Raw genomic sequence first — 21,357 nt, forward strand, 5'->3', positions numbered from 1 at the left:
TCAGATGGCCCAGCAGGAGCAACCGAGCGCGCCCCAAAAGCCCTTCGCATCCACGGTCGGCAACGCGCTGCCCCATGCGCGCGCGTGTGCGTGACCGTGCAAATTGCAGGCGCTCGCACACCCGCACATCGCCGCGGCGGCCGCGCGCTGAAGCGGCGCGCCTTCGCGCTGCTGACTTACATCCCCGCGACCCCAGCCGCCAAAACCGCCGTACTGCCGCACCGGCGACCAGTCCGGCATCGCGGCCGGAATCGGCGCATCGTGCTGCGAGAACGGGCCCGCGCCCCAGACAATCTTGCCTCCCACCACTGTGAGCAACGCGGTGGTGCCGGCAATGTCGTCCCCGGCGCACGCGAAAAAGTCGCGGTCCGGCACCATCAGGTCCGCGAGCTGGCCGACCGCGATGCGGCCTTTCTTGCCTTCTTCGTTCGAAAACCAGGTGACGTACTCAGTCCACATGCGCAGGGCCGTCTCACGGTCGAGCAGGTTGCGCTGCGGATACATCTGCAGACCCGCGACCGTCTTGCCGGTCACCAGCCACGCAAGCGACACCCAAGGGTTGTACGACGCCACGCGCGTCGCATCGGTGCCGGCCGAGACCTTGATGCCCTTCTCCAGCATCTTCGCGACGGGCGGCGTGGCTTGCGCGGCCTCTGCGCCATAGCGCTCGACGAAGTACTCGCCCTGATAAGCCATCCGGTGCTGCACCGCGATGCCGCCCCCGAGCGCCGCGATACGATCCATCGAACGCTCGGAGACGGTTTCCGCGTGATCGAAGAACCAGTTGAGGCCGGCGAGCGGAATGTCCTTGTTCACCTGCTCGAATACGTCGAGCGCGCGGCTGATGGTTTCGTCGTACGTGGCATGCAACCGCCACGGCCAGCGATTCTGCGCGAGCACGCGCACCACGCCTTCGAGTTCGCCCTCCATCTCGGGCGCCATGTCCGGTCGCGCCACGCGAAAGTCCTCGAAGTCGGCAGCCGAAAAGACCAGCATCTCGCCCGCGCCGTTGTGGCGGAAGTAGTCCGTGCCATCGTGATAGCGGGACATGCTGGTCCACTTCACAAAGTCTTCCTTCTCGGCCTTCGGCTTCTGTGTAAACAGGTTGTAGGCGACCCGAACCGTCATCTCGCCCGCGTCATGCAGCTTGCGGATGACTTCGTAGTCCTCGGGGAAGGTCTGCGAGCCGCCGCCCGCATCAATCGCGCCGGTCACGCCAAGCCGGTTGAGTTCGCGCATGAAATGCCGCGTCGAGTTGTACTGATACTCGAGCGGCAGCTTGGGCCCTTTGGCGAGCGTCGCGTAGAGAATCGCTGCATTCGGATTCGCAAGCAGGAGGCCAGTGGGATTGCCCGCGCCATCGCGCAGGATCTTGCCTCCCGGCGGCTCCGGCGTGTCCTTCGTATAGCCGACCACGCGCAGCGCGGCTGCGTTGAGCAGCGCGCGGTCATACAGATGGAGGATGAACACCGGCGTGTCGGGCGCCACCGCGTTGAGTTCCTCGATGGTCGGCAAGCGCTTTTCTTCGAACTGGTGCTCGGTAAAGCCGCCCACCACGCGCACCCATTGTGGCGCGGGCGTGATCGCGATCTGCTGCCTGAGCATTTCCATCGCCACGGCGAGCGAGCTCACGCCGTCCCAGCGCAGCTCCATGTTGTAGTTGAGGCCGCCGCGGATCAGATGCAGGTGATTGTCGATCAGGCCAGGCAGCGCGGGCCGGCCGCCCAGGTCGATGACCCGGGTCGAGCCGCCCACGAGCGGCATCACGTCGGCATCGCTGCCGACCGCGACGAAGCGGCCATCGGTCATCGCCACCGCGGTAGCGACCGGGTTCGAACGGTTCAGCGTGGTGAACCGTCCGTTATGCAGAATGAGATCGGGTTGGGTGCCGGTAGCGCTCATGTGCGTCTCCTCACTTCGCTCAATTCGCAAAATTCGTTTGATTCAATCAAAGGCCGAGCAACTGCTTGAGGGTCGGGACGGCCAGGGCGCCGATCAACATGCCGAGCAAGCCGACGAGGGCAATCAGCGGTGGCGCCGGCGAGCGGACCTTGATCACGCTATAGATCACCCCTATCAGCACGCCCGCACCCAGTGACACCAGATACGGTTTCATATGATCCCTCTCTCTGCCAAATTAGGGTGCAGAACCGGGCGGTTCAGCCGTCCGGCGGAGCGAGGGTCGGTGCAAGCGAGACGTCCGCGCTCACGTGCTCGAGTCGCACGGCGTCGTGCGCATGAACGCCCTGATGTCGTTCGGGTTGGGCATATCGCACCGCGCGCGTTACGGCGTTGCTCGACCTTCTCGGCGAGCATCTTGCGCACGTTCCGCGGGCGGTACGTGAGCGCGTCTTACTTCGCCGGCACGGCCGGCAGCGCCTCATGCGGCGTAGCCGTGCGTTGCGGCGCCTTGTGGACCATCGTGTAGGCGTAGTCGATACCCATGCCGTATGCGCCCGAGTGCTCCCTCGCGATTGCCATGATTTCGTCATAGGTCTCGCGGCGTGCCCAGTCGCGCTGCCATTCGAGCATGACCTGTTGCCACGTGACCGGCACGACGCCCGCCTGGACCATGCGCTGCATCGCGAAATCGTGCGCATCCTTCGACATACCGCCCGACGCATCGGCTACCATGTAGATCTCAAAGCCGCCTTCGAGCATCGCGCAAAGCGCAAACGTCGTATTGCACACTTCCGTCCACAGACCCGCCACGATCACTTTTTTGCGCCCGTTCGCGGCCAGCGCGTCACGCACTTTCTGGTCGTCCCACGAGTTCATCGAGGTGCGCTCGAGCAGCTTCATGCCCGGAAAGACGTCGAGCAGTTCGGGATAGGTAAATCCCGAGAAGCTTTCCGATTCGACGGTCGTGATCGTGGTCGGAATCTTGAACACCCTGGCTGCCTTGGCCAGCCCGACGACGTTGTTCTTCAGCATCTGACGGTCGATCGAATGCACGCCGAAGGCCATCTGTGGCTGCTGATCGATGATGATGAGCTGGCTGTTCTGCGGGGTGAGTACTTCAAGGTTCGGATTGCTCATGACGTGTATCTCCTTCGGTGCGGAGAAAAAATAAAGCCTCGCCTCGCCGGCGTGACCGCGAGGAGTCCGATATCCATTGCGCTGGGGTATGCGTCGTCCAGCGTTAACAGTTAATACCAAAACCGGCGAAAGAACATCCCGAAAAACGAGTGCGATTTCAAGAATTGCACCTTTACGTGAACTTAACTACTCTTCCTTACTCGATCAGACCCGAAACGCTTGTGAACGATCTGTCGCGCAGTGCCCGTCGCCCGCCGACCGTCAAGGAGACTCGCATCATGAAGCCGTATATCCTCTCGTTCCTCGCCGGAATTCTTGCCGGTATCGTTTACAGCGCGATCGGCGTGCAGTCGCCGGCGCCGCCCACCGTCGCACTGGCGGGCCTGCTCGGCATTCTCGCCGGCGAGCAGATCCTGCCCGTCGCACGTCGAATGCTGTTGGGCGTCAAGCTCAAAGCCGCATGGAGCGAAGCGAAATGCAGCCAGCACATGTTCGGCCCACTGCCCGGCGGCCACGTTGCCGATGCAGCTGCAAAGGACAAGCAACCATCGTGACCCACCATCCTTCACACAGTTCCGTGCTGCACAATCTGCCTGCACACGGATGAGCAACGTCGAGCTCTTTCATTACCTGCTGTTGTTGATCTGCGGCGCGGGCGCGCTCACCTGGCTCGCCGGGCGCGTTGCGATCCCGCCCGCCGTCGTGCTGCTGCTCGGCGGCTGCGTGATCGCGGTCGCGGGCAAGCGCGCGCCCGAGATGGACCCGAACCTGATGCTCGCGGCTGTTCTGCCGCCGCTCCTGATGTCGAGTTCGTTCTACACGGCATGGAAGGAATTCCGCGAGGAGCTTGGGACGATAGTCTCTCTTGTGCTGGGCGCGGTGACGGTCACGACCGCCGTGGTCGCCGTTGCCGTGCATGCGTTCAACCCGGGTCTGCCCTGGGCCGCATGCTTCGCGCTGGGCGCGATCGTCTCGCCGCCTGATGCGGTCGCCGCGAATGCGATCCTGCTGCGCCACCCGCTGCCTGCGAGGCTCGTCGCTGTGCTCGAAGGCGAGAGCCTCGTGAACGACGCGTCAGGCCTGCTGCTCTACCAGATGGCGGTCTCGGCGGCGCTTGCCGCCACCATCACGGTTGCGAGCGCAACGGGCCTGTTCTTCTCGCTGACACTGATCGGCGTCGTGGTCGGTCTCGCGTGCGGAGAGGCGCTGTGCTGGGTGCTGCAGCGCCTCTCCGATGCGATGCTCGGCATCGTCCTGACCTTCGTGATGGCGTGGGCGAGCTACGGGGTTGCGGAGGTGGTCGGCGGCTCGGGTGTGCTGTCTGTCGTGACCTGCGGTCTCGTGCTCGGCATCCGCCAGCATCGCGTGTTCGACGCCGGCATGCGCATCAAGGCCAAGGCGACCTGGGAAGCTATCGTGTTCGCGCTCGACGCGCTCGTCTTCATCCTGATCGGCCTCGCGCTGCACGGCATCCTGGCGCGCGTGAATTACGACGTCGCCGTCTTGATGGCCGGCTTGCGTGTCGCGTTGCCTGCAACAGCGGCTGCGACTGCGGTCCGCCTCCTGTGGGTGTTTGCTGCGATCTGGTTGCCGAGCCGCATCTTCGCGAAGCGTACAGGCAACCAGCCGTGGTCGACCGGCGAAGCCGTCGTGCTGGGATGGGCGGGCATGCGCGGCGTCGTGAGTCTCGCGGCCGCGCTCGCGTTGCCGGGCAATTTCCCGGGCCGCGACCTGATCGTCTTCAGTACCTTCCTGCTCATCATTGCGACGCTCGTCGTGCAGGGTGGCAGTCTTGCGCCGCTCATCCATCTGCTGAAGCTGCGCCCGGTCGCGCGGCAGACCATGTCCGAGCACGAGACGCGTGCGCGCACCTTCGGGGCTTCGCTCGCCGTACTCGAAGAGATGGGCAAGCACGCATCCGGTATCGAACGCGCAGCGCTCGAGCGCCTGCTCGCCGAATACCGGATCCGCGTCACGGCGAACGAAAACGCGTATGCGATGGGAGCGCAACAGGTCGAAGATCGCGCGCACTTTCTGCGTATTGAACTTAAGCTGGTCAGCGTGTCGCGCGAAGCGCTCCTTGGCCTGCATCGCGACGGCAAGGTCGACGATGGGGTCTTGCATCGCATCGAATCCGAACTCGATTTCGAAGAGCTTCGCCTGTTGCGCCTGCTCGAACCGTAAAGGCTGCGCGCCACGAACGTCACCTTCGAAGTTTCAATACACAGATGGTCGTATTGATTGGAGTAGCCCCACCAGTCGAAGCATTGCTTTGACGCAGCCGTCTTACTCGCGGCACGTTGACAGTGCCCGCGTCGCTTATCGGAAATCGCCGGGTCGCCGAGGCCGGCATCAATGAATGGGCCGATACGAACGAACTGGTGGTCGTGTCTCCCGGCACGATCGCGTCATCTGCGCCTGGGCCGACGAACCCGAATGCATGCTTCGACTGGTAGGGCTACTCCAATCAATACGACCCGAACTACGCGCTCAAGAGCGGCTTGCAGATGTCGGTGCTCTACGCGATGGTGCAGCGCGTGGCTGGCCGACCGTAGGCTCGTCGAGCCAAGACGGCCAGTTGTGCAATCGCGGGGCCATCGGCCGGTTAAATGGTCGCCTTTACAAAGCCGCGCGCCCTCAACCACGTAGCGCTGGAAGTCGGCGATATCGGGGAAGCGCTGGCATTCTATGGCGCAGCGTATGCATCGATATGCGTTTGTCGATCTGTGCGGCTTCGGCAGCGGCGCGAATCGCGCGATTGAGTTGCTGTGGAGTCAGCGGGTCGACAGGATCGAGCCCTGGAAACAACCAGCCGCCATCGGGCATCTTGCCCTGGGCGCGGGCCACGCGCCGCCAGACCCGCAGGCGTTCGAGCAGCACCGGCGAGAGCATCGCATAGCGATCCTTGCGACCCTTGCCCTGTTCGACGCGCAGTGTCATGCGTTGGCTATCGATGTCGCCCACCTTGAGCCGGACCACTTCGCTGGCACGCAACCCCGTGCCGTAGGCGAGCGACAACGCTGTCTGATGCTTCAGGTTACCTGTTGCCGCAATCAGTCGCCGGACCTCGTCAGGACTAAGGACGACCGGCAATATGCGCGGCACACGAACTGGCTGCATCCGGGCCATCAGTTCCGGCTTCTGAAGCGTGATCTCGAAGAAGAACTTCAGCCCGGTGATCGCGGCATTAAGGGAGACGGGAGACGTTCCGCGATCGACCTATTACTACGTAAACCGTATGTTTTCTAACGCCCTATTCCCTCAATTTGACATTATCCGTGTAATGCTGAGATCTGTAGGTCCCGATGCGACAATCACCGCGTCACCCCCTGAACCCCCGCCCGCATCGGTTCCCACGCCGATGAAACCGCGCGCGCGGACCCGCCCAGAATGCGGCCCAGGACGACCTCGCCGCGGTGCGCGCATGGCTCGCGCGGGTCGCCGACAAAAAGACCACCTTCGAGAATTACCGCAAGGAAGCCGAGCGGCTGCTGCTGTGGGCGATCGTGCAACTGGGCAAACCGCTGTCGTCGCTCACGCACGAAGACCTGCAACTATTCCGGCAATTCCTCAAGGATCCGCTGCCGCGCGCGCGCTGGGTCGCCGACAGCGGGCGCAAGTATCCGCGCCATGATCCGCGATGGCGGCCGTTCTCAGGACACTCCGGCCGAGCAGCCAGTATCAGGCGGTGTTGATCATCAACGCGCTGTTCGCGTGGCTCGTCGAAGCTGGCTATCTGGCAGGCAACCCCCTGTCGTTGTCGCGCCAGCGCGCCCGCCGTTCGAAGCCCCGGATCACGCGCTATCTCGACCGCGAGCTGTGGCAGGCAGTGAAGGCCTATATCGACAGCCTGCCGAAGGACACGCCCCGCGAGCAGGAGCGCTACCTGCGCGCACGGTGGCTGTTTACGCTGTTCTATCTCGGCGGCCTGCGTATCTCGGCGGCCTGCGTATCCCGGAGGTCGGCGGCAACGCGATGGGATGCTTCTTTTGCCGGCGCGATGCCGACGGTCACGAGCGCTGGCGGCTCGAGGTGCTGGGCAAGGGTGACACGGAAGGGCTGGTGCCGGCCTCTGCAGAAATGATGGTGGAACTTGGGCGCTACCGGCGCGAGCGCGGCCTGTGCACCCTGCCCTCGCGGCATGAAGACACGCCACTCGTGCTGCCTTTGGGCAAATCCATGAAGCCGCTGACGCGCGCCGCGCTGCACACGATCGTCAAGGCCATTGCCGGCGCGGCCGAACGGCTCCGTCTGCGCGGCGACGGGTTCGCGGGACAGGCGGATCTGCTCGAACAGGCTTCCGCCATTGGCTGCGCCACACCGCCGGATCGCACATGGCCGACGGGGGCGCCGATCTGCGTACGGTGCGCGACAACCTGCGCCACGCGTCGCTGCCGAGCACCAACCTTTACCTGCACACGCCCGACGAAGAGCGTCACCGGGAGACCGAGGAAAAGCACCGTATAGACTGGTAGATACCCCAGCGCTTCGGACACGGCATTCCTGCCTGTCATTCCAATGATGGTGCGCGCGTGGCTTATTTCGTTCGGGCTGGTACTCGGCGTCGGATTCCTGCTTGTCGCTGGCCCTTGACACCGCGATTCGCTGAACCAGGATCCGGGCGATCTCGCCGCGCAGTACGTGATCCCCAACGATCGCAAACTGCCATACTACGAGCACCGCATGGCGGCCTGACCTTGCTGTTGTTCGGCGCCACAGGAACGGTCGCCGGCGCCAAGCAGATCGACGACTCGGAAAACTGGTGAACGAATAATCCGCAGGCACGTGCGGGGGTTGCAGGGTTGCTCCTGTCCTCCCACAAAAATTCTTCACCTCCGCGCTTGACAATCTATCTACGAGTAGATAAAGTTCGATCCATGGAAACGACAACGACAGTGCGCGAACAGATCCTCGACCACGCAGTCACGCTCATCATGCTGCGCGGCTACAACGGTTTTAGTTACCGTGATCTGTCCAGTCTGGTCGGCGTGAAGACCTCGAGCATCCACTACTACTTTCCGTCGAAAGACGATCTGGTGCTGGAAGCGGTCAACGAGTACAGCAAAGAGGTACTCAACGCCGTCCACGCTATCGGCGCTTCGTTGCCGGCCGATGCAAAGCTCAGCAAGTACACGAAGATGTTCGGCAGGACCCTCGGTGACGGCGATCAGATCTGCCTGTGCGGCATGCTTGCTGCGGACATCGAGTCGCTGCCCGAGAACATCCGGCAAGCGGTGCAGGCGTTTTTCAAGGCGAACGAAAACTGGCTGGCCAAGGTTCTCGCGCAGGGTGCGCAGGAAAAGACGCTGGCGGTGAACGGCAAACCGGAAAACGCGGCACGTGCGCTCTACGCGGCTTTTCAGGGTAGCGTGCTGGCAAGCCGGTTGTTTCATACCAGGGCTCGGCTGGAAGATGTCGAAGCCTCGGTGAGAATTACGCGGTAAAGCAGTCGAACGCGAGGTGGCATGCCACCTCCTTGCTTGGCCCGCCTATCTATCTATCTTTGCATAGATAGATAGGCGGCAGATGTGACGTGGAAACACCCGTTTTTACGCATGAATCTATCTACACATAGATAGTCAATATTTGGCAACCCAACCTCTTTAAAGGAGTTTCACCATGTCCCTCGACAAAGTCCTCTACCGCGCCCATGCCCACGCGACCGGCGGCCGTGACGGCCGGGCTGTCGTCCCCGCAGGCAACCTCGACTTCAAGCTGACCACGCCTAAAGAACTGGGCGGTGCGGGCGGCGCAGGCGCCAACCCGGAACAACTGTTCGCCGCCGGCTACAGCGCGTGTTTCCTCGGCGCGATGAAGTTCGTCGCCGCACGCGACAAGATCGCCATCCCGGCGGACGTCGCGATTGACGGCAGCGTCGGCATCGGTGCGATTCCGAACGGCTTCGGCATCGAGGTCGAACTGAAGATTTCGTTGCCCGGCATGGCGCGTGAAGCGGCGCAGACGCTGGTCGACAAGGCGCACATCGTCTGCCCGTACTCGAACGCGACCCGCGGAAACATCGACGTCACGCTGACGATCGCCTAACCCACACGCCCCATCAATTCAAAAACTGGAATCTGCCATGAAGACCTTCAAGCCTTTGTTGCTCGCCGCGGCCCTGGCCGCCAGCACCGCCTTCGCCGTTGCTGCAACCCCGGCGGCACCCGCCACGCCCGATCAGGTGACGAGCCAGTTCCTCCATGCCCTGAACAGCGGCACCGTACCGGCGATCAACACCTTGACCCCGGCACAGGCGCGCCAGGTGCTGATCGGTGCGCAGAACAGCGTCAAGGTCGATCTGTCGGGCATCGAGGTGTCGAACAAGACCATTGAGCAGGACGGCATCACGGTGCCGGTCACGATCGTCCGACCGCAAGGCGCAACGGGTACGTTGCCGGTCTTCATGTTCTTCCATGGCGGTGGCTGGATCCTTGGCGACTTCCAGACCCATGAGCGCCTGGTGTGTGACCTCGTCGTGCAATCTGGCGCAGTGGCGGTGTTCGTCAACTACACGCCGTCGCCCGAAGCGCGCTACCCGGTGGCGATCAATCAGGCGTACGCGGCGACCAGGTGGGTCGCGGCACATGGCAACGACATCGGTGTGGATGGCAGCCGTCTCGCGGTAGTGGGCAACAGCGTGGGCGGCAACATGGCGGCGGTCGTCGCACTGATGGCGAAGGACCAGCAAGGTCCCGCGATCCGCTTTCAAGGCTTGATGTGGCCGGTCACGGACAACGATTTCAACGACGGCTCGTACAACGCCTATCCGGAAGGCCACTTCCTGACCCGTCCGATGATGAAGTGGTTCTGGGACGCGTACACCAAGGATCCGAAGCAGCGTAACGGGATTTACGCGTCGCCGCTGCATGCTTCGCTGGACCAGTTGAAGGGTCTGCCGCCGGCACTGATTCAGGTCGCGCAGTTCGACGTGCTGCGTGATGAAGGCGAGGCTTACGGCCGCAAACTCGACGCGGCAGGCGATGAGGCGACCACGGTGCGCTACAACGGCACCATCCATGACTTCGGTTTGCTCAACGCACTCGCTGAAGATGCACCGACGAAGGCTGCGACCAAACAGCTCGCCAACGAGTTGCAGTCGCGCCTGAAGTAAGACTCTGGCAAGACCCGGCTAATCCGGCCGCGGCGCAGTCGTCAAGCAATACTTCGCCGCCGTCTCCGCGCGCTGGAGAGCCACCGGAATCACAAGACACTTAACGCACATTGGAGTGAATCTCATGAACCGTAATCTCATCGCAGCCCTTCTGGTCGTCGCTACCGCAGCAGTGGCAGCACCCGCATTCGCTAGCAACGGCTACGGCCCGGCGCCGTCGTATAACCCGCTCGTCGGCGCCCCGGCGTCGCAACGTGGCCAGAGCGCGCAGACCCTCGCCGCTGAGCAGACCACGTACAGCGAGAATGGCAGTGCATACGGCGGAGTGGCAAGCGCGCTGTCGAATGCAGGTCGCCGCGCTCAGAGCGTGAGCGGGCAAGCGCTCTTCGCGCATCGCTAAGCGGCCGCGATGATTGGGCCGCTTACGGAGTCCTGGTGCGGATGCGCGGTGCGATGCAGTATGCCCCGGACCGGAACTGCCCCGCGGCGGCGCCCTTGGGTTCAGGAGTTCGGTTTCATTGGCCCGGCAACACGAACGAGCCACCCTGGAAGCGCTGCGTCGGATCATCGAGGTCCGCGTCTGGCGCTTTGACCGGGAACAGATGTTCGAACTCCACGGAGATGTCCTGCGGACCGGAGTCAGGCGTGTTGAGCGTGGCGAGCTTGGTGCCGGTCATATCGCTTCCAGTATTCAGGCTTGGCGCAGCAAAGTGTCGAGGGCACGGGCGGCGACGCCAACACCTTCCATGACGAGCGCTGCGCGAAACACCATCTGACCGGTACCTCCTGCAGCCGCAGGAGACTCCGACAGCAATTCGATCCTCGAACGCCGGCGCATGCAGCCGGCCTGAGCGGTCGCCCGCGGCGCTGCCGCCACCGCTGAAGCTGCCAGCCTTCAGCCTCGCCCGCCGCAACGGGATCCCCCTAAGAGGCTACCTGCCGGGACGTCCCCTGGCATACGACGTCAACGATTCCCCATCGTGTGCCGAGAACCCATCGCGTTCATCGTGATGGTCCGTTGTCGTCATCTCGCCCGGACCTTCGTCCACTCGACACGGTTTGCTGGGCGGCGTTCCCACCTCGATCGGGCCAACGTTTTGACTTCGATCTGACGGACTGTCGCGCGGCGGGTTCGTCCTGTACGGGGGCTGTCCCGCGTACGAATTTTCGTGCTGCCACGAGGCGCCGTGTTCCGAAATCCGTATGGCTGGCAAGGGGCGCACACAAACCACAACCAATGACGATGGCCGCCACCGGCTTTGCCCTGCGGGGCTCGCGGGTCCCGCGCCGGTCGATCGGAACGCGGAGTGCGCCGACGGCACGGTCGGTGCATTTACAGGTGCGAGCGTATGGCGAGCGCTTCCGACAGGAACTCAAGCTGGCAGAAGAAGCACGCATTACCGTCACGATCGACGGCCGCGACGGTCAGCTTACGGTGGGCATTCTCACGACGCGGCATGGACGCGTGCCGTTGCGCAGACCAGATGGGAGAAGTTCGTGTTGCACACCGGTTTCGCGAACAGCGTTTGGGCGCGGTCCGGCATCGCAGAGGATTGCATTAACCACGGAGAGACACTTCGATTGACGTCGCCCGCATCCGCCTCTAGCGACGCTGCGTCTATTCGTTACCGGGAGGAAACCGACAGCATGGGAGTCGTAAGCGTGCCCGAGGACAAACTTTGGGGCGCGCAGACACAGCGGTCGCTGGAGCACTTCAGCATCGGCGGCGACCTCATGCCGGGTGAGCTGATAATGTCGTACGCGATCCTCAAGAAAGCGGCCGCAAATGCGAACTATGCCGCCGGGCACCTGAACGGTTTGCAACACAAGCTGATCGTGCAGGTGACCGACGAAATCCTCGACGGTCAATACCACGACATGTTTCCGCTGCACGCCTGGATGACCGGGAGCGGCACGCAATTCAATATGAATGTGAACGAGGTCGTTTCGAATCGCTGCTGCCAGCTTGCAGGTACGCCGCTCGGCAGCAAGTCACCCGTCCATCCGAACGACCACGTCAACATGTCGCAGTCGTCGAACGACTCGTTTCCCTCGGCGATGTACATGGCCGCAGCGATAAACGTCAAACAGCGTTTGATACCCGCAGTGGCCGCGTTGCGGGACGCCATCGCGGCCAAGGCAATCGCATGGGAAAACATTGTCAGGATCGGGCGCACGCATATGCAGGATGCAACGCCGATCACGCTCGGTCAGGAATGGTCCGGCTATGCTGGCATGCTGACCGACAACCTCGACCGTTTCGACTTCGCGCTGAAGGGCGCCTACCGTCTCGCGCTCGGCGGAACGGCGGTGGGCACCGGCCTGAATTCGGCACCCGGTTTCGCGGAAGCGTCGGCGGCCGAGATTGCCCGGCTCACGAAGCTGCCGTTCGTGACCGCGCCCAACAAGTTCACGGTCCAAGGCGCGCATGACGCGCTGGTCCATATGTCAGGAACGATGCGCACGCTCGCGGTTTCGCTCTTCAAGATCGCGAACGATATCCGGCTGATGTCGTGCGGTCTGCGTGCAGGCTTCGCCGAACTGATCATTCCCGAGAACGAACCAGGCTCATCGATCATGCCAGGCAAGGTCAATCCGACGCAAGCCGAGGCGGCTCACGATGGTCGCTGCGCAGGTGATCGGCGACGATGTGTCCACCGGTATGGGGTGCAAGCGGCTATCTGGAAATGAACGTGTACAAGCCGCTGATCATTTTCGACATCACGCATTCGATCACGATCATGACCGACTCGTGCACGAACTTCCGCAAGTTCCTCGTCGAAGGGACAAAGCCAAATCTAAGCAAACTAAGGAAGACGTCGACAGTTCGCTGATGCTCGTGACAGCGCTTTCGCCCGTCATCGGATACGACAAGTCGTCGAATGCAGGGATTCTTCATTGACGACGATGACCTCGCAATCGCACAGGGCGCGTGTCGTGGCCACCGCAACCCGGCCGGCGAGCGCGCCAACCTCGCCGGTGAAACTGCCAGGGCCATATGTAGCAAGCAATCGAGGGCCCTGAAAGTACCCTCTGGTCGCCTCGATCGATCCGGAAAGAATGGCGAACATGCCCGTGAGCCGGTCGCCTTCGGAATAGAGGATGTCGTTGGCTTTCAGCTTGCGTCGATCGCCGTAGCGTTCCAATACCGCCACCTGCGTTTCGTTCAGCGTGGGATATACCTGATGGTGGCGGCTTCCGCCTGATGACAGTTCGTTGGGGTTGCCTGAAGAGTCTTTGTTCATGGCCGATTCCACGTCGTCAAAGCGGCCGTACGCATCTACAACCGCGCCGGGAAAATCTCTTGATGTGTCAGGTGGCCCGGGCTCTTCATGCCCACATCTCCAGTTTGCGTTTATGTTAGTTGGCCATATGAAACATCGCCATTACATAAAACTGTATCAGCTAGTCCTGACAGAACATCGAGACCGATTCGATGGCGCAGACGGCCCCTCTGGCGAATACTGTTCCTGACGCAATCGCGTTTCGCCACATGCCTTGTGTCGCTCAACGCAGGCGTGCATCGAGCGAAACTGAAGTTGACCCGTGAAAACGGACACCTATTCTTTTTGAAGAGGAGGTGTCGAAATGGGCAAGACTCGTACACCGTACCCGGCGGAGTTCCGGGCGCATATGGTGGAATTGGTCAAGGCCGGGCGTACACCGCAGGAGCTCGCGCTGGAGTTCGAACCGACGGCACAGACCATCGTCAACTGGTGCGCGCAGGCTGAGCGTGATGCTGGCGTACGGCATGACGGGCTGACCACGGCTGAACGGCAGGAACTGACGCGTCTGCGCCGTGAGAATCGCCAGTTAAAAATGGAGCGCGACATTCTCTCGCAGGCTGCGGCCTGGTTCGCGAGAGAGACGGGAGCCGTGCCACCGAAGGGTACGGATTCATGAAAACGAACCGGGCCCGCTGGCCCATTGCCAGGATGGCACGGCTGCTCGGGGTCTCGACGAGCGGTTTCTACGCGTGGCTGGTACGCGAGCCATCGCAGCAAGCATCCAGCGATGCGCTGCTGCTGGCGCGCATCCGTACGCTGCATGCGAGCTCGCGCGGGACGTATGGCGCGCCACGTATCCACGCGCAGCTCGCACGCGAAGGCATGCACGTGGGACGCAAGCGGGTGGCGCGGCTCATGCGCATGGCAGGGTTGTGTGGGGCCAGCCGGCGGCGCTGGCCACGAACCACGCGGCAACGTGCGGGGGCACGGCGCGCACCCGACCTGGTACGCCGGCACTTCAGCGCTGATGCGATGAACGTGCTGTGGGTTGCAGATGCCACCTACATCCCGACTGACGAGGGCTTTCTGTATCTGGCCGTGGTGCTCGACGTGTTCAGCCGGCGCATCGTTGGCTGGGCGATGTCCAATCATCTGTATACGGAACTGATGCTGCGAGCGCTGGACATGGCATTGCAGCAGCGCCACCACGATGGGGTGATTCTGCATTCGGACAGTAAGAATACGGGTACCAGATGTTTCCGGGCAGTCACCGTTTCGAAAGAGGGGCTTTCGGGAGAGGTCTGGTGCCGTAGAGCGTTCCGGGCGACCTGACCCACATTCCGATCGACTCAATGTCTTTCCCTGGACCCGTCGGTCCTCTGGAACTGCCGAACGGCGAGGTTTCACCTCGTCGATACGTGTGACTCAAGAAGGGCCTGACGCCCTGTCACTTTACTGTCTTGTCCAGGTACTCGATGCCGGTGAGATCGCCCATATCCTATCGGCAACCGGAGCGAGGCTGTATGAAAGAAGAACAGGCTACTGCTGGCCGTCGCAGCATCGTAGGCGGCGTTGATACGCATAAGGATCTGCATTTCGCGGCTGTGGTTGACGAACTTGATCGCCTTCTCGGCAGCGAATGCTTCCCAACCACGCGGCACGGCTACAAGCAGATGTTGCTTTGGATGCGCTCATTCGGTGAGCTTGTCCGGGTCGGCGTCGAGTGCACCGGGAGCTACGGCGCGGGCTTACTGCGCTACCTGCAGCAGGCCCATGTAACCGTGCTGGAGGTCACCGCACCGGATAAGAGCGACCGGCGCAAACGTGGCAAGGACGACACGCTGGACGCCTACAACGCGGCTCACGCTGCCTTCGCCGGCGTGCGTACCGTCACGCCCAAGACGCGCGATGGCATGATTGAGTCGCTACGCGTTCTGAAAGTCTGCCGGAAGACGGCCATTTCGGCGCGTCGCGTCGCTTTACAGCTGATCCACAGTACCATCATCAGCGCGCCCGATGAATTACGTGAATCACTACGCGCGATGACACGAATGCAGCTCATCCGAACATTGGCTGCGTGGCGTCCGGATCTGTCGGACTATCGGAACCTGACCTCTGCTTGCCGAATTGCACTGAAGTCGCTGGGACGTCGGTATCTGGAGTTGCACGACGAGATTGCCGACCTCGACGTCATGATCGCAACGCTCGTGGACGAACTCGCCCCCGATCTTGTCTCGCGAAATTCGATTGGTTACGAGTCGGCTTCGCAACTGTTATTGACCGCAGGCGATAACAGCGACCGGCTTCAGTCAGAGGCCAGCTTCGCCGCCCTTTGTGGCGTGAGCCCCGTCCCGGCGTCCTCCGGTAAGGTGACGCGACATCGGTTAAATCGCGGTGGGGATCGCGCAGCCAACAGCGCCTTGCACATCATTGCCATCGGTCGCTTGAGAACCGACGCTCGCACAAAGGCCTACGTCGCCAAACGTGTCGGCGAGGGGCATTCGAAACTTGAAGCAATCCGCTGCCTCAAGCGCTATATCGCGCGGGAGGTCTACTACGTAATCCAGCAACGCAACCGCCAGATCACGCAGGCTCAAATTACCGCTTGATCTTTAGAAGGGCGTCCAGGGCTGTCAGTACACGTCCATTGCCTTCGGCCGACGTTGTCGCGAGGCCGGCGTGCAACCGTCAATGGGGACCGCCGGCGACGCCTATGACACTCAGTCCAAAATACGCCTTGAACGTCGTTCCGATCTGACCCAGCCTATGATTGGCCGCGCTGCCTTCGCGTTGACCTGTCGATTGGATTCGACGTTCCCCGAGCGTTGCCGGGCCCAGCGTCTGTGACCTGATAGGAGCTTCGTATTGCGCCGTGAGTGTCCTGTCCTGCGATTGGGGTTGGCGATGCGTTCACCCACAAGGAAGACACGAATGGAACAAGTGGAAGTGATTTTAGGCGTTGATACCCATCTGGATGTTCATGTTGGAGCCGTCATCAATCAGACGGGAAAACTGCTCGGAACCCTCACTGTTTCGGCAAGTGCAAGCGGATACCTGGATCTGCTCATCTGGGCGCAATCGTTCGGCGTGCTTCGTCGCGCCGGCGTAGAAGGGACCGGCACGTATGGCGCCGGGCTGACGCGCGTCCTGCTGGATCATGAGATTGAAGTCCGGGAGGTAAATCGGCCGGACCGCGCGGATCGCAGGTTTCGAGGCAAATCCGATACCACCGACGCCGAAAGCGCTGCACGCGCCGTGCTTTCAGGCAAGGCCGCAGCGATCCCAAAAGACAAATCGGGCGCTGCTGAGGCTATGCGCGCTGTCACCGTCTCACGGCGAAGTGCTGTTAAGGCGAAAACCCAAGCCATCAATCAGCTGAGAAGCTTGCTCGTCAGCGCACCTCAAGACATTCGCGAGCGCCTTTCGAGCACAAAGATCGCCGAATGCGTTGCGAACTGCGCTCGCGTCAGGTCGCTGGGCAACACTCCTATGTTGCAGACTCTGGCCATCACGCTTCGCTTGCTGGCGAAGCGGTGGATGGCTTTGGAGGATGAACTGAAGGCGCTTGATGCAATGTTGGAGAAGCTTACCAACCAGTACGCTCGTCGGCTTAGGGGGCGCTTCGGTGTCGGACCTCACACCGCCGCGATACTCGTTACTGTTGCGGGCGACAACCCTGAACGACTAAAAAATGAAGCGTCTCTCGCAGCGCTTTGCGGAACGAGCCCTCTCCAGGCGTCATCTGGTAAAACAGTACGGCATCGACTGAATCGCGGGGGAAACCGTTCTGCAAACAACGCGCTATGGACAATAGCGATGGTCCGCATGCGCAGTGACCCGAGAACCAAAGCGTACGTGCAACGTCGCACCCATCAGGGTATGTCGAAGAAAGAAATTCACCGCTGCTTGAAGCGGTACATAGTCAGAGAACTCTATCCTCTCATTCTCGCCGATCTAGCGGATTCCAAAGCCTTCGCTTGACATAGGAGCGTCAACGCGATGTGTGAGTCGTTCTTCGGCACGCTCGAGGCAGAGCTGCTATCGCGCGAACACCTTGCAACTCATGAGCAGGCGCGTCGGCGCGTGTTCTCGTTCCTGGAAGGTTGGTACAACGTACGCCGCCTGCACAGCAGCATCGGGTATTGCTCGCCGCTCGAATTCGAAAACCTGCATGCGCCGCATCAGCCCTCACCACAGCGCGGGTTGCCCACCGCCGGGCAGCGTCAGGGTCGAGAGAAGCGACCCGCCGCCCGGCCGTGGACAACCCGCGAGTCAACCCTTAACGGAGGCTAGACCAAATCGAATCGCTGACTACAAATCTGTCCGTCAAACCGGGTCAACCTCAGAGGCAGGACGATCGTACCTTTGGCTCCGCAGGCGTCATAGACGCGCCGGTCGAAGGTCTGGATCTGGCCACTGTGATCAAGGTGTCGCAGGCAGTGTCGGGCGAGCTTGTCCCGGAAAAGCTCATCGAATCGCTGTTGCGTACGGCCATCGAGCATGCCGGCGCGGACCGTGGGCTGCTGATCGTCCCGCGTGACGGAGAATTACTGATTCAGGCGGAGGCGAAGACCAGCGGCAGCTCCGTGGCAGTCATCCTGCAAGAGACGCGAGCTTCCGCCGACACGCTTCCCGAGTCAGTAGTCCGTTATGCCGCGCGTACCGGGGAAATCGTGATTCTCGACGATACCTCAGTCCCGGGTCCGCATTCCACCGATCAGTACATCGGCGCACAGATCGTCAACTCGGTACTCTGCCTGCCGTTGATCAAGCAGGGCGCGCTGGTTGCCCTGCTGTACCTGGAAAACAGGCTTGCTCCAGGTGTTTTCACGCCCGGCAGGATTTCTGTCCTGAAGGTGATTGCTTCCCAGGCGGCGATTTCGCTCGAAAACAGCAGTCTGTACCACGAACTGCAGAAACGGGAGGCTGAGATTCGCCGCCTGGTCGATGCCAACATCGTCGGGATTATCTTTTGGGACCGGGGTGGTCAGATCATAGAGGCCAATGACGCGTTTCTTCGCATGGTCGGATACGAGCGTGAGGATCTCGTCTCGGGTGGCTTGCGGTGGACCGACCTGACACCTCGCGAATGGCTCGAACAGCAGCAGGAACAAAACTCGCAGCAGCTCAGGCGGACCGGCAGTCTGCCTGCCTATGAAAAGGAATATTTCCACAAAGATGGCAGCCGGGTACCGATACTGATCGGCGTGGCCGCTTTCGACAGCGAATGCGAGCGCGGTGTCGGCTTTGTCGTTGACATAAGGGAGCGCAAGCGTGCGGAGGAAGAATTGCGGCGCAGCCGCGAGTACCTCGCGGAAGCGCAGAAGGTCAGTCACACCGGAAGCTGGGCATGGAGCCCGATTTCGAATGACATTCTGTATTGGTCGGACGAGTGTTATCGCGTGATGGGCCACGACCCTGCGAAGGGTCCGCCTCCGTTCGAGCAATTGGTGGAGGACGTTTGTCAGGACGACCGCCCCCGAGTCCTGGAGAGTTGGGGCAAGGCTGTACGCGAAGGCTCCGACTGGGAGACCGAGTATCGACTCGGGAACTTCGATACCGGAGTGAGAACCATCCGTTCCGTGGGGCATCCGATTCATGACCGCTCGGGCCAGGTGGTCGAGTACATTGGCACCGTGATCGATGTGACGGAGCAGAAGCGCGCACAAAAGGAGCGCGAGGAACATCTTTGGTTCCTCGAGTGCATGGACCGCATTAACCGCGCGATGCAGCGAACGAATGAGGTCGACGGCATGACGCGCGGCGTGCTGGAGGAGGCGCTGGCAATCTTCGATTGCGACAGGGCCTGGCTACTCTACCCGTGCGATCCCGATGCGCCGACCTGTCGCGCCGTAATGGAGCATACGCATCCCGACTATCCGGGCGCCTTCGCACTCGACCAGGAGCTGCCCGTGGACGCCCGGACAGCCGAATTCCTGCGTGACGTTCTGCACGCCCCAGGCGCGGTGGTAGATCCAGACATCCCGCAGGAGATTCGCGAGCGGTTCAACGTCCTGTCGATGATCGCGATCGCGGTTCACTCAAGGGGCGACCGGCCATATCTGTTCGGGTTGCACCAGTGCTCGCATTTGCGCTCCTGGACCACCATGGAGCGGCGGCTCTTCGAGGAGATAGGCAGACGCCTGGAAGATGCGTTGACGAGCGCGCTCGCGCACCGCAACCTGCTCGCGAGCGAGGACGCGCTGCGCACAAGTGAGGAACGCTTCCGAACCCTGGTCGACCACGCGACGGATGCCATCTTCCTGTACGACGAGGATGGCACCGTGCTCGACGTCAACCGGCAGGCGTGCGACACGCTAGGTTATACGCGCGACGAGCTCATCGGCATGCATGTCTGCCAGTTCGACCGAGACATCACGCCGGAGAAGATCCAGTGGATCGCGCAGCGGCTGCGCGAAGATGGAAGTGTGACGTTCAACGGCCGCCGCCGGCGAAAAGACGGAAGTCTCTTTCCCGTCGAGGTGCGTGCACGGGCGTTCGACCGCGGTGGACGTCTTTTTGCCATTGCACTCGCGAGCGACATCACCGATCGCAGGCGCCGCGAGCAGCGGCAGCTCGCGCAATTCAGCGTCACCGGGACGCTGTCGGAAGCGGGCTCCCTTGAAGAGGCAGCACGGCGCATTTTGCGCGAAATGTGCGAGGCGCTCGAGTGGGATGGTGGCGCATTCTGGAGCGTCGATCCCGAGGCGGGCGTGCTGGTGCACGTGCAGGCATGGCCGTCTGCCAGCTCTGGGGCAGTGTCCGGGACGGGCGGATCCGGTATGAGGCTCCCCGGGCGAGTATGGTCGAGTGGCGCACCTGTCTGGATTCCTGACATGGCGCTCGATCGCGAGTTCCAGCGCGCAGAATCGGCCGCGAACGGTGGGTTCTGCGCCGCCTTGGCCTTCCCGATCATGTTCAAGAGCGATGTCCTGGGCGTGATCGAGTTCTTCAACCGCGAGGTCCGCGACGCCGATTCCGAACTCTTGCAGATGATGACCACCGTCGGCTGCCAGGTCGGGCAATTCATCGAGCGCACGCGAGCCGAAGACGCGCTGCGACATGCGCGGGAAGAGCTTGCGCGGGCATCACGGATGGCGACAGTGGCCGAGTTGTCCGCGTCCATCGCCCACGAAATCAATCAGCCGCTGCAGGCCGTTGTGGCCCATGGGCAGGCGTGCCGGCGCTGGCTCGCCGCAACGCCACCCGACATCGGCAAAGCCCGACTCAGCGCGGAAGCCATCGTCCGAGACGGATATGCCACGGCGGATGTAATAAGCCGCATTCGCGCGCTGTTCAAGCGCACGCCTCTTGCAAAGGTTGAACTTGACATCAATGAGCTGATACTTCAGGTCTGCACGCTGATGGCTGACGACATTCACGGAAACGTGATCTCGCTCGAGACTCAGCTAGCCCCGGACGTGCCGACGATCAAAGCCGACGCAGTGCAGATTCAGCAGGTGATCGTCAATCTCGTGCGTAACGCCATCGAAGCGTCGGCGATGATCGAGCGTAAGAAGCGTCTAGTCATTCGCTCCCGGCGCGACGGCGACAACGTGGTGGTCGACGTCCGGGATGAGGGCACAGGGCTGGCAAATCTGGAAACTATATTCGAGCCTTTTACCACGACAAAAGAAACAGGCATGGGCATGGGGCTGGCGATCTGCAGGTCGATTGTCGAAGCACACGCCGGCCGTATCTGGGTCGTTCCCAATGAGGGTCGGGGCGTGACGTTTAGCTTCAGCCTTCCGACTGAAATCAGCCTGTGAACCATACTGTCATTGGTGGAGACGGACCGGGTTCTATAACTACGGCCCGTGAAGATGGAGCAAAGGGAATGTAATGCCCACTCCGCTTTTTGAATAAAATCCAGTCGCGCACAATGGCCGGCGCGCATGTTGATGCAAAGCTCTGTCACATGCACCGACCGTAAGCATCTGATTTGTACCGTTCCCCGTCTTGCGTAGAAGATGCAATCAT

At 61.8% G+C, this 21,357-nt stretch carries 18 protein-coding genes and 2 pseudogenes; 14 read left to right on the top strand and 6 right to left on the bottom strand.

The window, feature by feature from the left end; genetic code table 11:
• The 3 genes from RW095_RS06725 to RW095_RS06735 all read right to left on the bottom strand — a co-directional run bounded on the left by RW095_RS06725 (nt 1) and on the right by RW095_RS06735 (nt 3,039).
• On the bottom strand, nt 1–1,902 hold the full coding sequence (locus tag RW095_RS06725; protein ID WP_317015286.1) for an amidohydrolase: 1,902 nt from the start codon (nt 1,900–1,902) through the stop codon (nt 1–3).
• A gap of 46 nt (nt 1,903–1,948) precedes the next feature.
• On the bottom strand, nt 1,949–2,116 hold the full coding sequence (locus RW095_RS06730) for a DUF1427 family protein (RefSeq protein WP_317015287.1): 168 nt from the start codon (nt 2,114–2,116) through the stop codon (nt 1,949–1,951).
• 236 nt (nt 2,117–2,352) lie between these two features.
• Nucleotides 2,353–3,039: a hydrolase gene (locus RW095_RS06735; protein WP_317015289.1), complete on the bottom strand. Its 687-nt coding sequence runs from the start codon at nt 3,037–3,039 to the stop codon at nt 2,353–2,355.
• Between the two features lie 278 nt (nt 3,040–3,317).
• On the opposite strand from RW095_RS06735, the gene RW095_RS06740 reads away from it, so the two are divergent.
• Both RW095_RS06740 and RW095_RS06745 read left to right on the top strand, forming a co-directional pair.
• Nucleotides 3,318–3,593 (top strand): XapX domain-containing protein, encoded by a 276-nt coding sequence (locus tag RW095_RS06740; RefSeq protein ID WP_317015290.1) that lies wholly within the window; start codon nt 3,318–3,320, stop codon nt 3,591–3,593.
• 49 nt (nt 3,594–3,642) lie between these two features.
• A complete protein-coding gene (locus RW095_RS06745; protein WP_317015292.1) occupies nt 3,643–5,223 on the top strand; it encodes a cation:proton antiporter in 1,581 nt (526 codons plus the stop codon).
• 504 nt (nt 5,224–5,727) lie between these two features.
• Here RW095_RS06745 and RW095_RS06750 read toward each other — a convergent pair.
• A pseudogene (locus RW095_RS06750) lies at nt 5,728–6,258 on the bottom strand (tyrosine-type recombinase/integrase); the annotation flags it as partial.
• A 146-nt stretch (nt 6,259–6,404) separates the two neighbouring features.
• On the opposite strand from RW095_RS06750, the pseudogene RW095_RS06755 reads away from it, so the two are divergent.
• From RW095_RS06755 to RW095_RS06775, 5 genes and pseudogenes are all read left to right on the top strand, one after another.
• Nucleotides 6,405–7,514: pseudogene (locus RW095_RS06755) on the top strand (tyrosine-type recombinase/integrase); the annotation flags it as partial.
• A gap of 402 nt (nt 7,515–7,916) precedes the next feature.
• A complete protein-coding gene (locus RW095_RS06760) occupies nt 7,917–8,483 on the top strand; it encodes a TetR/AcrR family transcriptional regulator (protein WP_317015293.1) in 567 nt (188 codons plus the stop codon).
• 175 nt (nt 8,484–8,658) lie between these two features.
• The gene (locus tag RW095_RS06765; RefSeq protein WP_317015295.1) at nt 8,659–9,084 is read left to right on the top strand and encodes an organic hydroperoxide resistance protein; all 426 of its coding nucleotides are present in this window, start codon (nt 8,659–8,661) and stop codon (nt 9,082–9,084) included.
• A gap of 37 nt (nt 9,085–9,121) precedes the next feature.
• Nucleotides 9,122–10,150, top strand: a complete 1,029-nt coding sequence (locus tag RW095_RS06770; RefSeq protein ID WP_317015296.1) for an alpha/beta hydrolase — start codon at nt 9,122–9,124, stop codon at nt 10,148–10,150.
• Between the two features lie 124 nt (nt 10,151–10,274).
• Nucleotides 10,275–10,550, top strand: coding sequence for a hypothetical protein (locus RW095_RS06775; RefSeq protein ID WP_317015298.1), 276 nt, complete (start codon nt 10,275–10,277; stop codon nt 10,548–10,550).
• A 115-nt stretch (nt 10,551–10,665) separates the two neighbouring features.
• On the opposite strand, the gene RW095_RS06780 is transcribed toward RW095_RS06775, so the two are convergent.
• The gene (locus RW095_RS06780; RefSeq protein WP_394365007.1) at nt 10,666–10,827 is read right to left on the bottom strand and encodes a hypothetical protein; all 162 of its coding nucleotides are present in this window, start codon (nt 10,825–10,827) and stop codon (nt 10,666–10,668) included.
• A gap of 970 nt (nt 10,828–11,797) precedes the next feature.
• Here RW095_RS06780 and RW095_RS06785 point away from each other — a divergent pair.
• Nucleotides 11,798–12,841: a class II fumarate hydratase gene (locus RW095_RS06785; RefSeq protein WP_317015299.1), complete on the top strand. Its 1,044-nt coding sequence runs from the start codon at nt 11,798–11,800 to the stop codon at nt 12,839–12,841.
• Nucleotides 12,842–13,008: 167 nt separating this feature from the next.
• Here RW095_RS06785 and RW095_RS06790 read toward each other — a convergent pair whose 3' ends face one another.
• Nucleotides 13,009–13,395 (bottom strand): cyclic nucleotide-binding domain-containing protein, encoded by a 387-nt coding sequence (locus RW095_RS06790; protein ID WP_317015301.1) that lies wholly within the window; start codon nt 13,393–13,395, stop codon nt 13,009–13,011.
• Nucleotides 13,396–13,738: 343 nt separating this feature from the next.
• On the opposite strand from RW095_RS06790, the gene RW095_RS06795 reads away from it, so the two are divergent.
• The 6 genes from RW095_RS06795 (at nt 13,739) to RW095_RS06820 (ending at nt 21,146) form a co-directional block, all read left to right on the top strand.
• Nucleotides 13,739–14,053, top strand: coding sequence for a transposase (locus tag RW095_RS06795; RefSeq protein WP_317016305.1), 315 nt, complete (start codon nt 13,739–13,741; stop codon nt 14,051–14,053).
• Nucleotides 14,050–14,709, top strand: coding sequence for an IS3 family transposase (locus tag RW095_RS06800; RefSeq protein ID WP_317014820.1), 660 nt, complete (start codon nt 14,050–14,052; stop codon nt 14,707–14,709). The genes RW095_RS06795 and RW095_RS06800 overlap by 4 nt, the downstream gene beginning before the upstream one ends.
• 191 nt (nt 14,710–14,900) lie before the next feature.
• Nucleotides 14,901–15,986, top strand: a complete 1,086-nt coding sequence (locus RW095_RS06805; protein WP_317015302.1) for an IS110 family RNA-guided transposase — start codon at nt 14,901–14,903, stop codon at nt 15,984–15,986.
• A 322-nt stretch (nt 15,987–16,308) separates the two neighbouring features.
• Entirely contained in the window at nt 16,309–17,358 is a 1,050-nt protein-coding gene (locus tag RW095_RS06810; protein WP_317014819.1) for an IS110 family RNA-guided transposase, read from the top strand.
• Between the two features lie 18 nt (nt 17,359–17,376).
• Entirely contained in the window at nt 17,377–17,670 is a 294-nt protein-coding gene (locus RW095_RS06815) for an IS3 family transposase (RefSeq protein WP_317014817.1), read from the top strand.
• Nucleotides 17,671–17,795: 125 nt separating this feature from the next.
• The gene (locus tag RW095_RS06820; RefSeq protein WP_317015304.1) at nt 17,796–21,146 is read left to right on the top strand and encodes a PAS domain S-box protein; all 3,351 of its coding nucleotides are present in this window, start codon (nt 17,796–17,798) and stop codon (nt 21,144–21,146) included.
• The last annotated feature ends 211 nt before the right edge of the window (nt 21,147–21,357 follow it).

The sequence above is a fragment of the Paraburkholderia kirstenboschensis genome (assembly GCF_032806925.1).
GTDB classification, from domain to species: Bacteria; Pseudomonadota; Gammaproteobacteria; order Burkholderiales; family Burkholderiaceae; genus Paraburkholderia; species Paraburkholderia kirstenboschensis.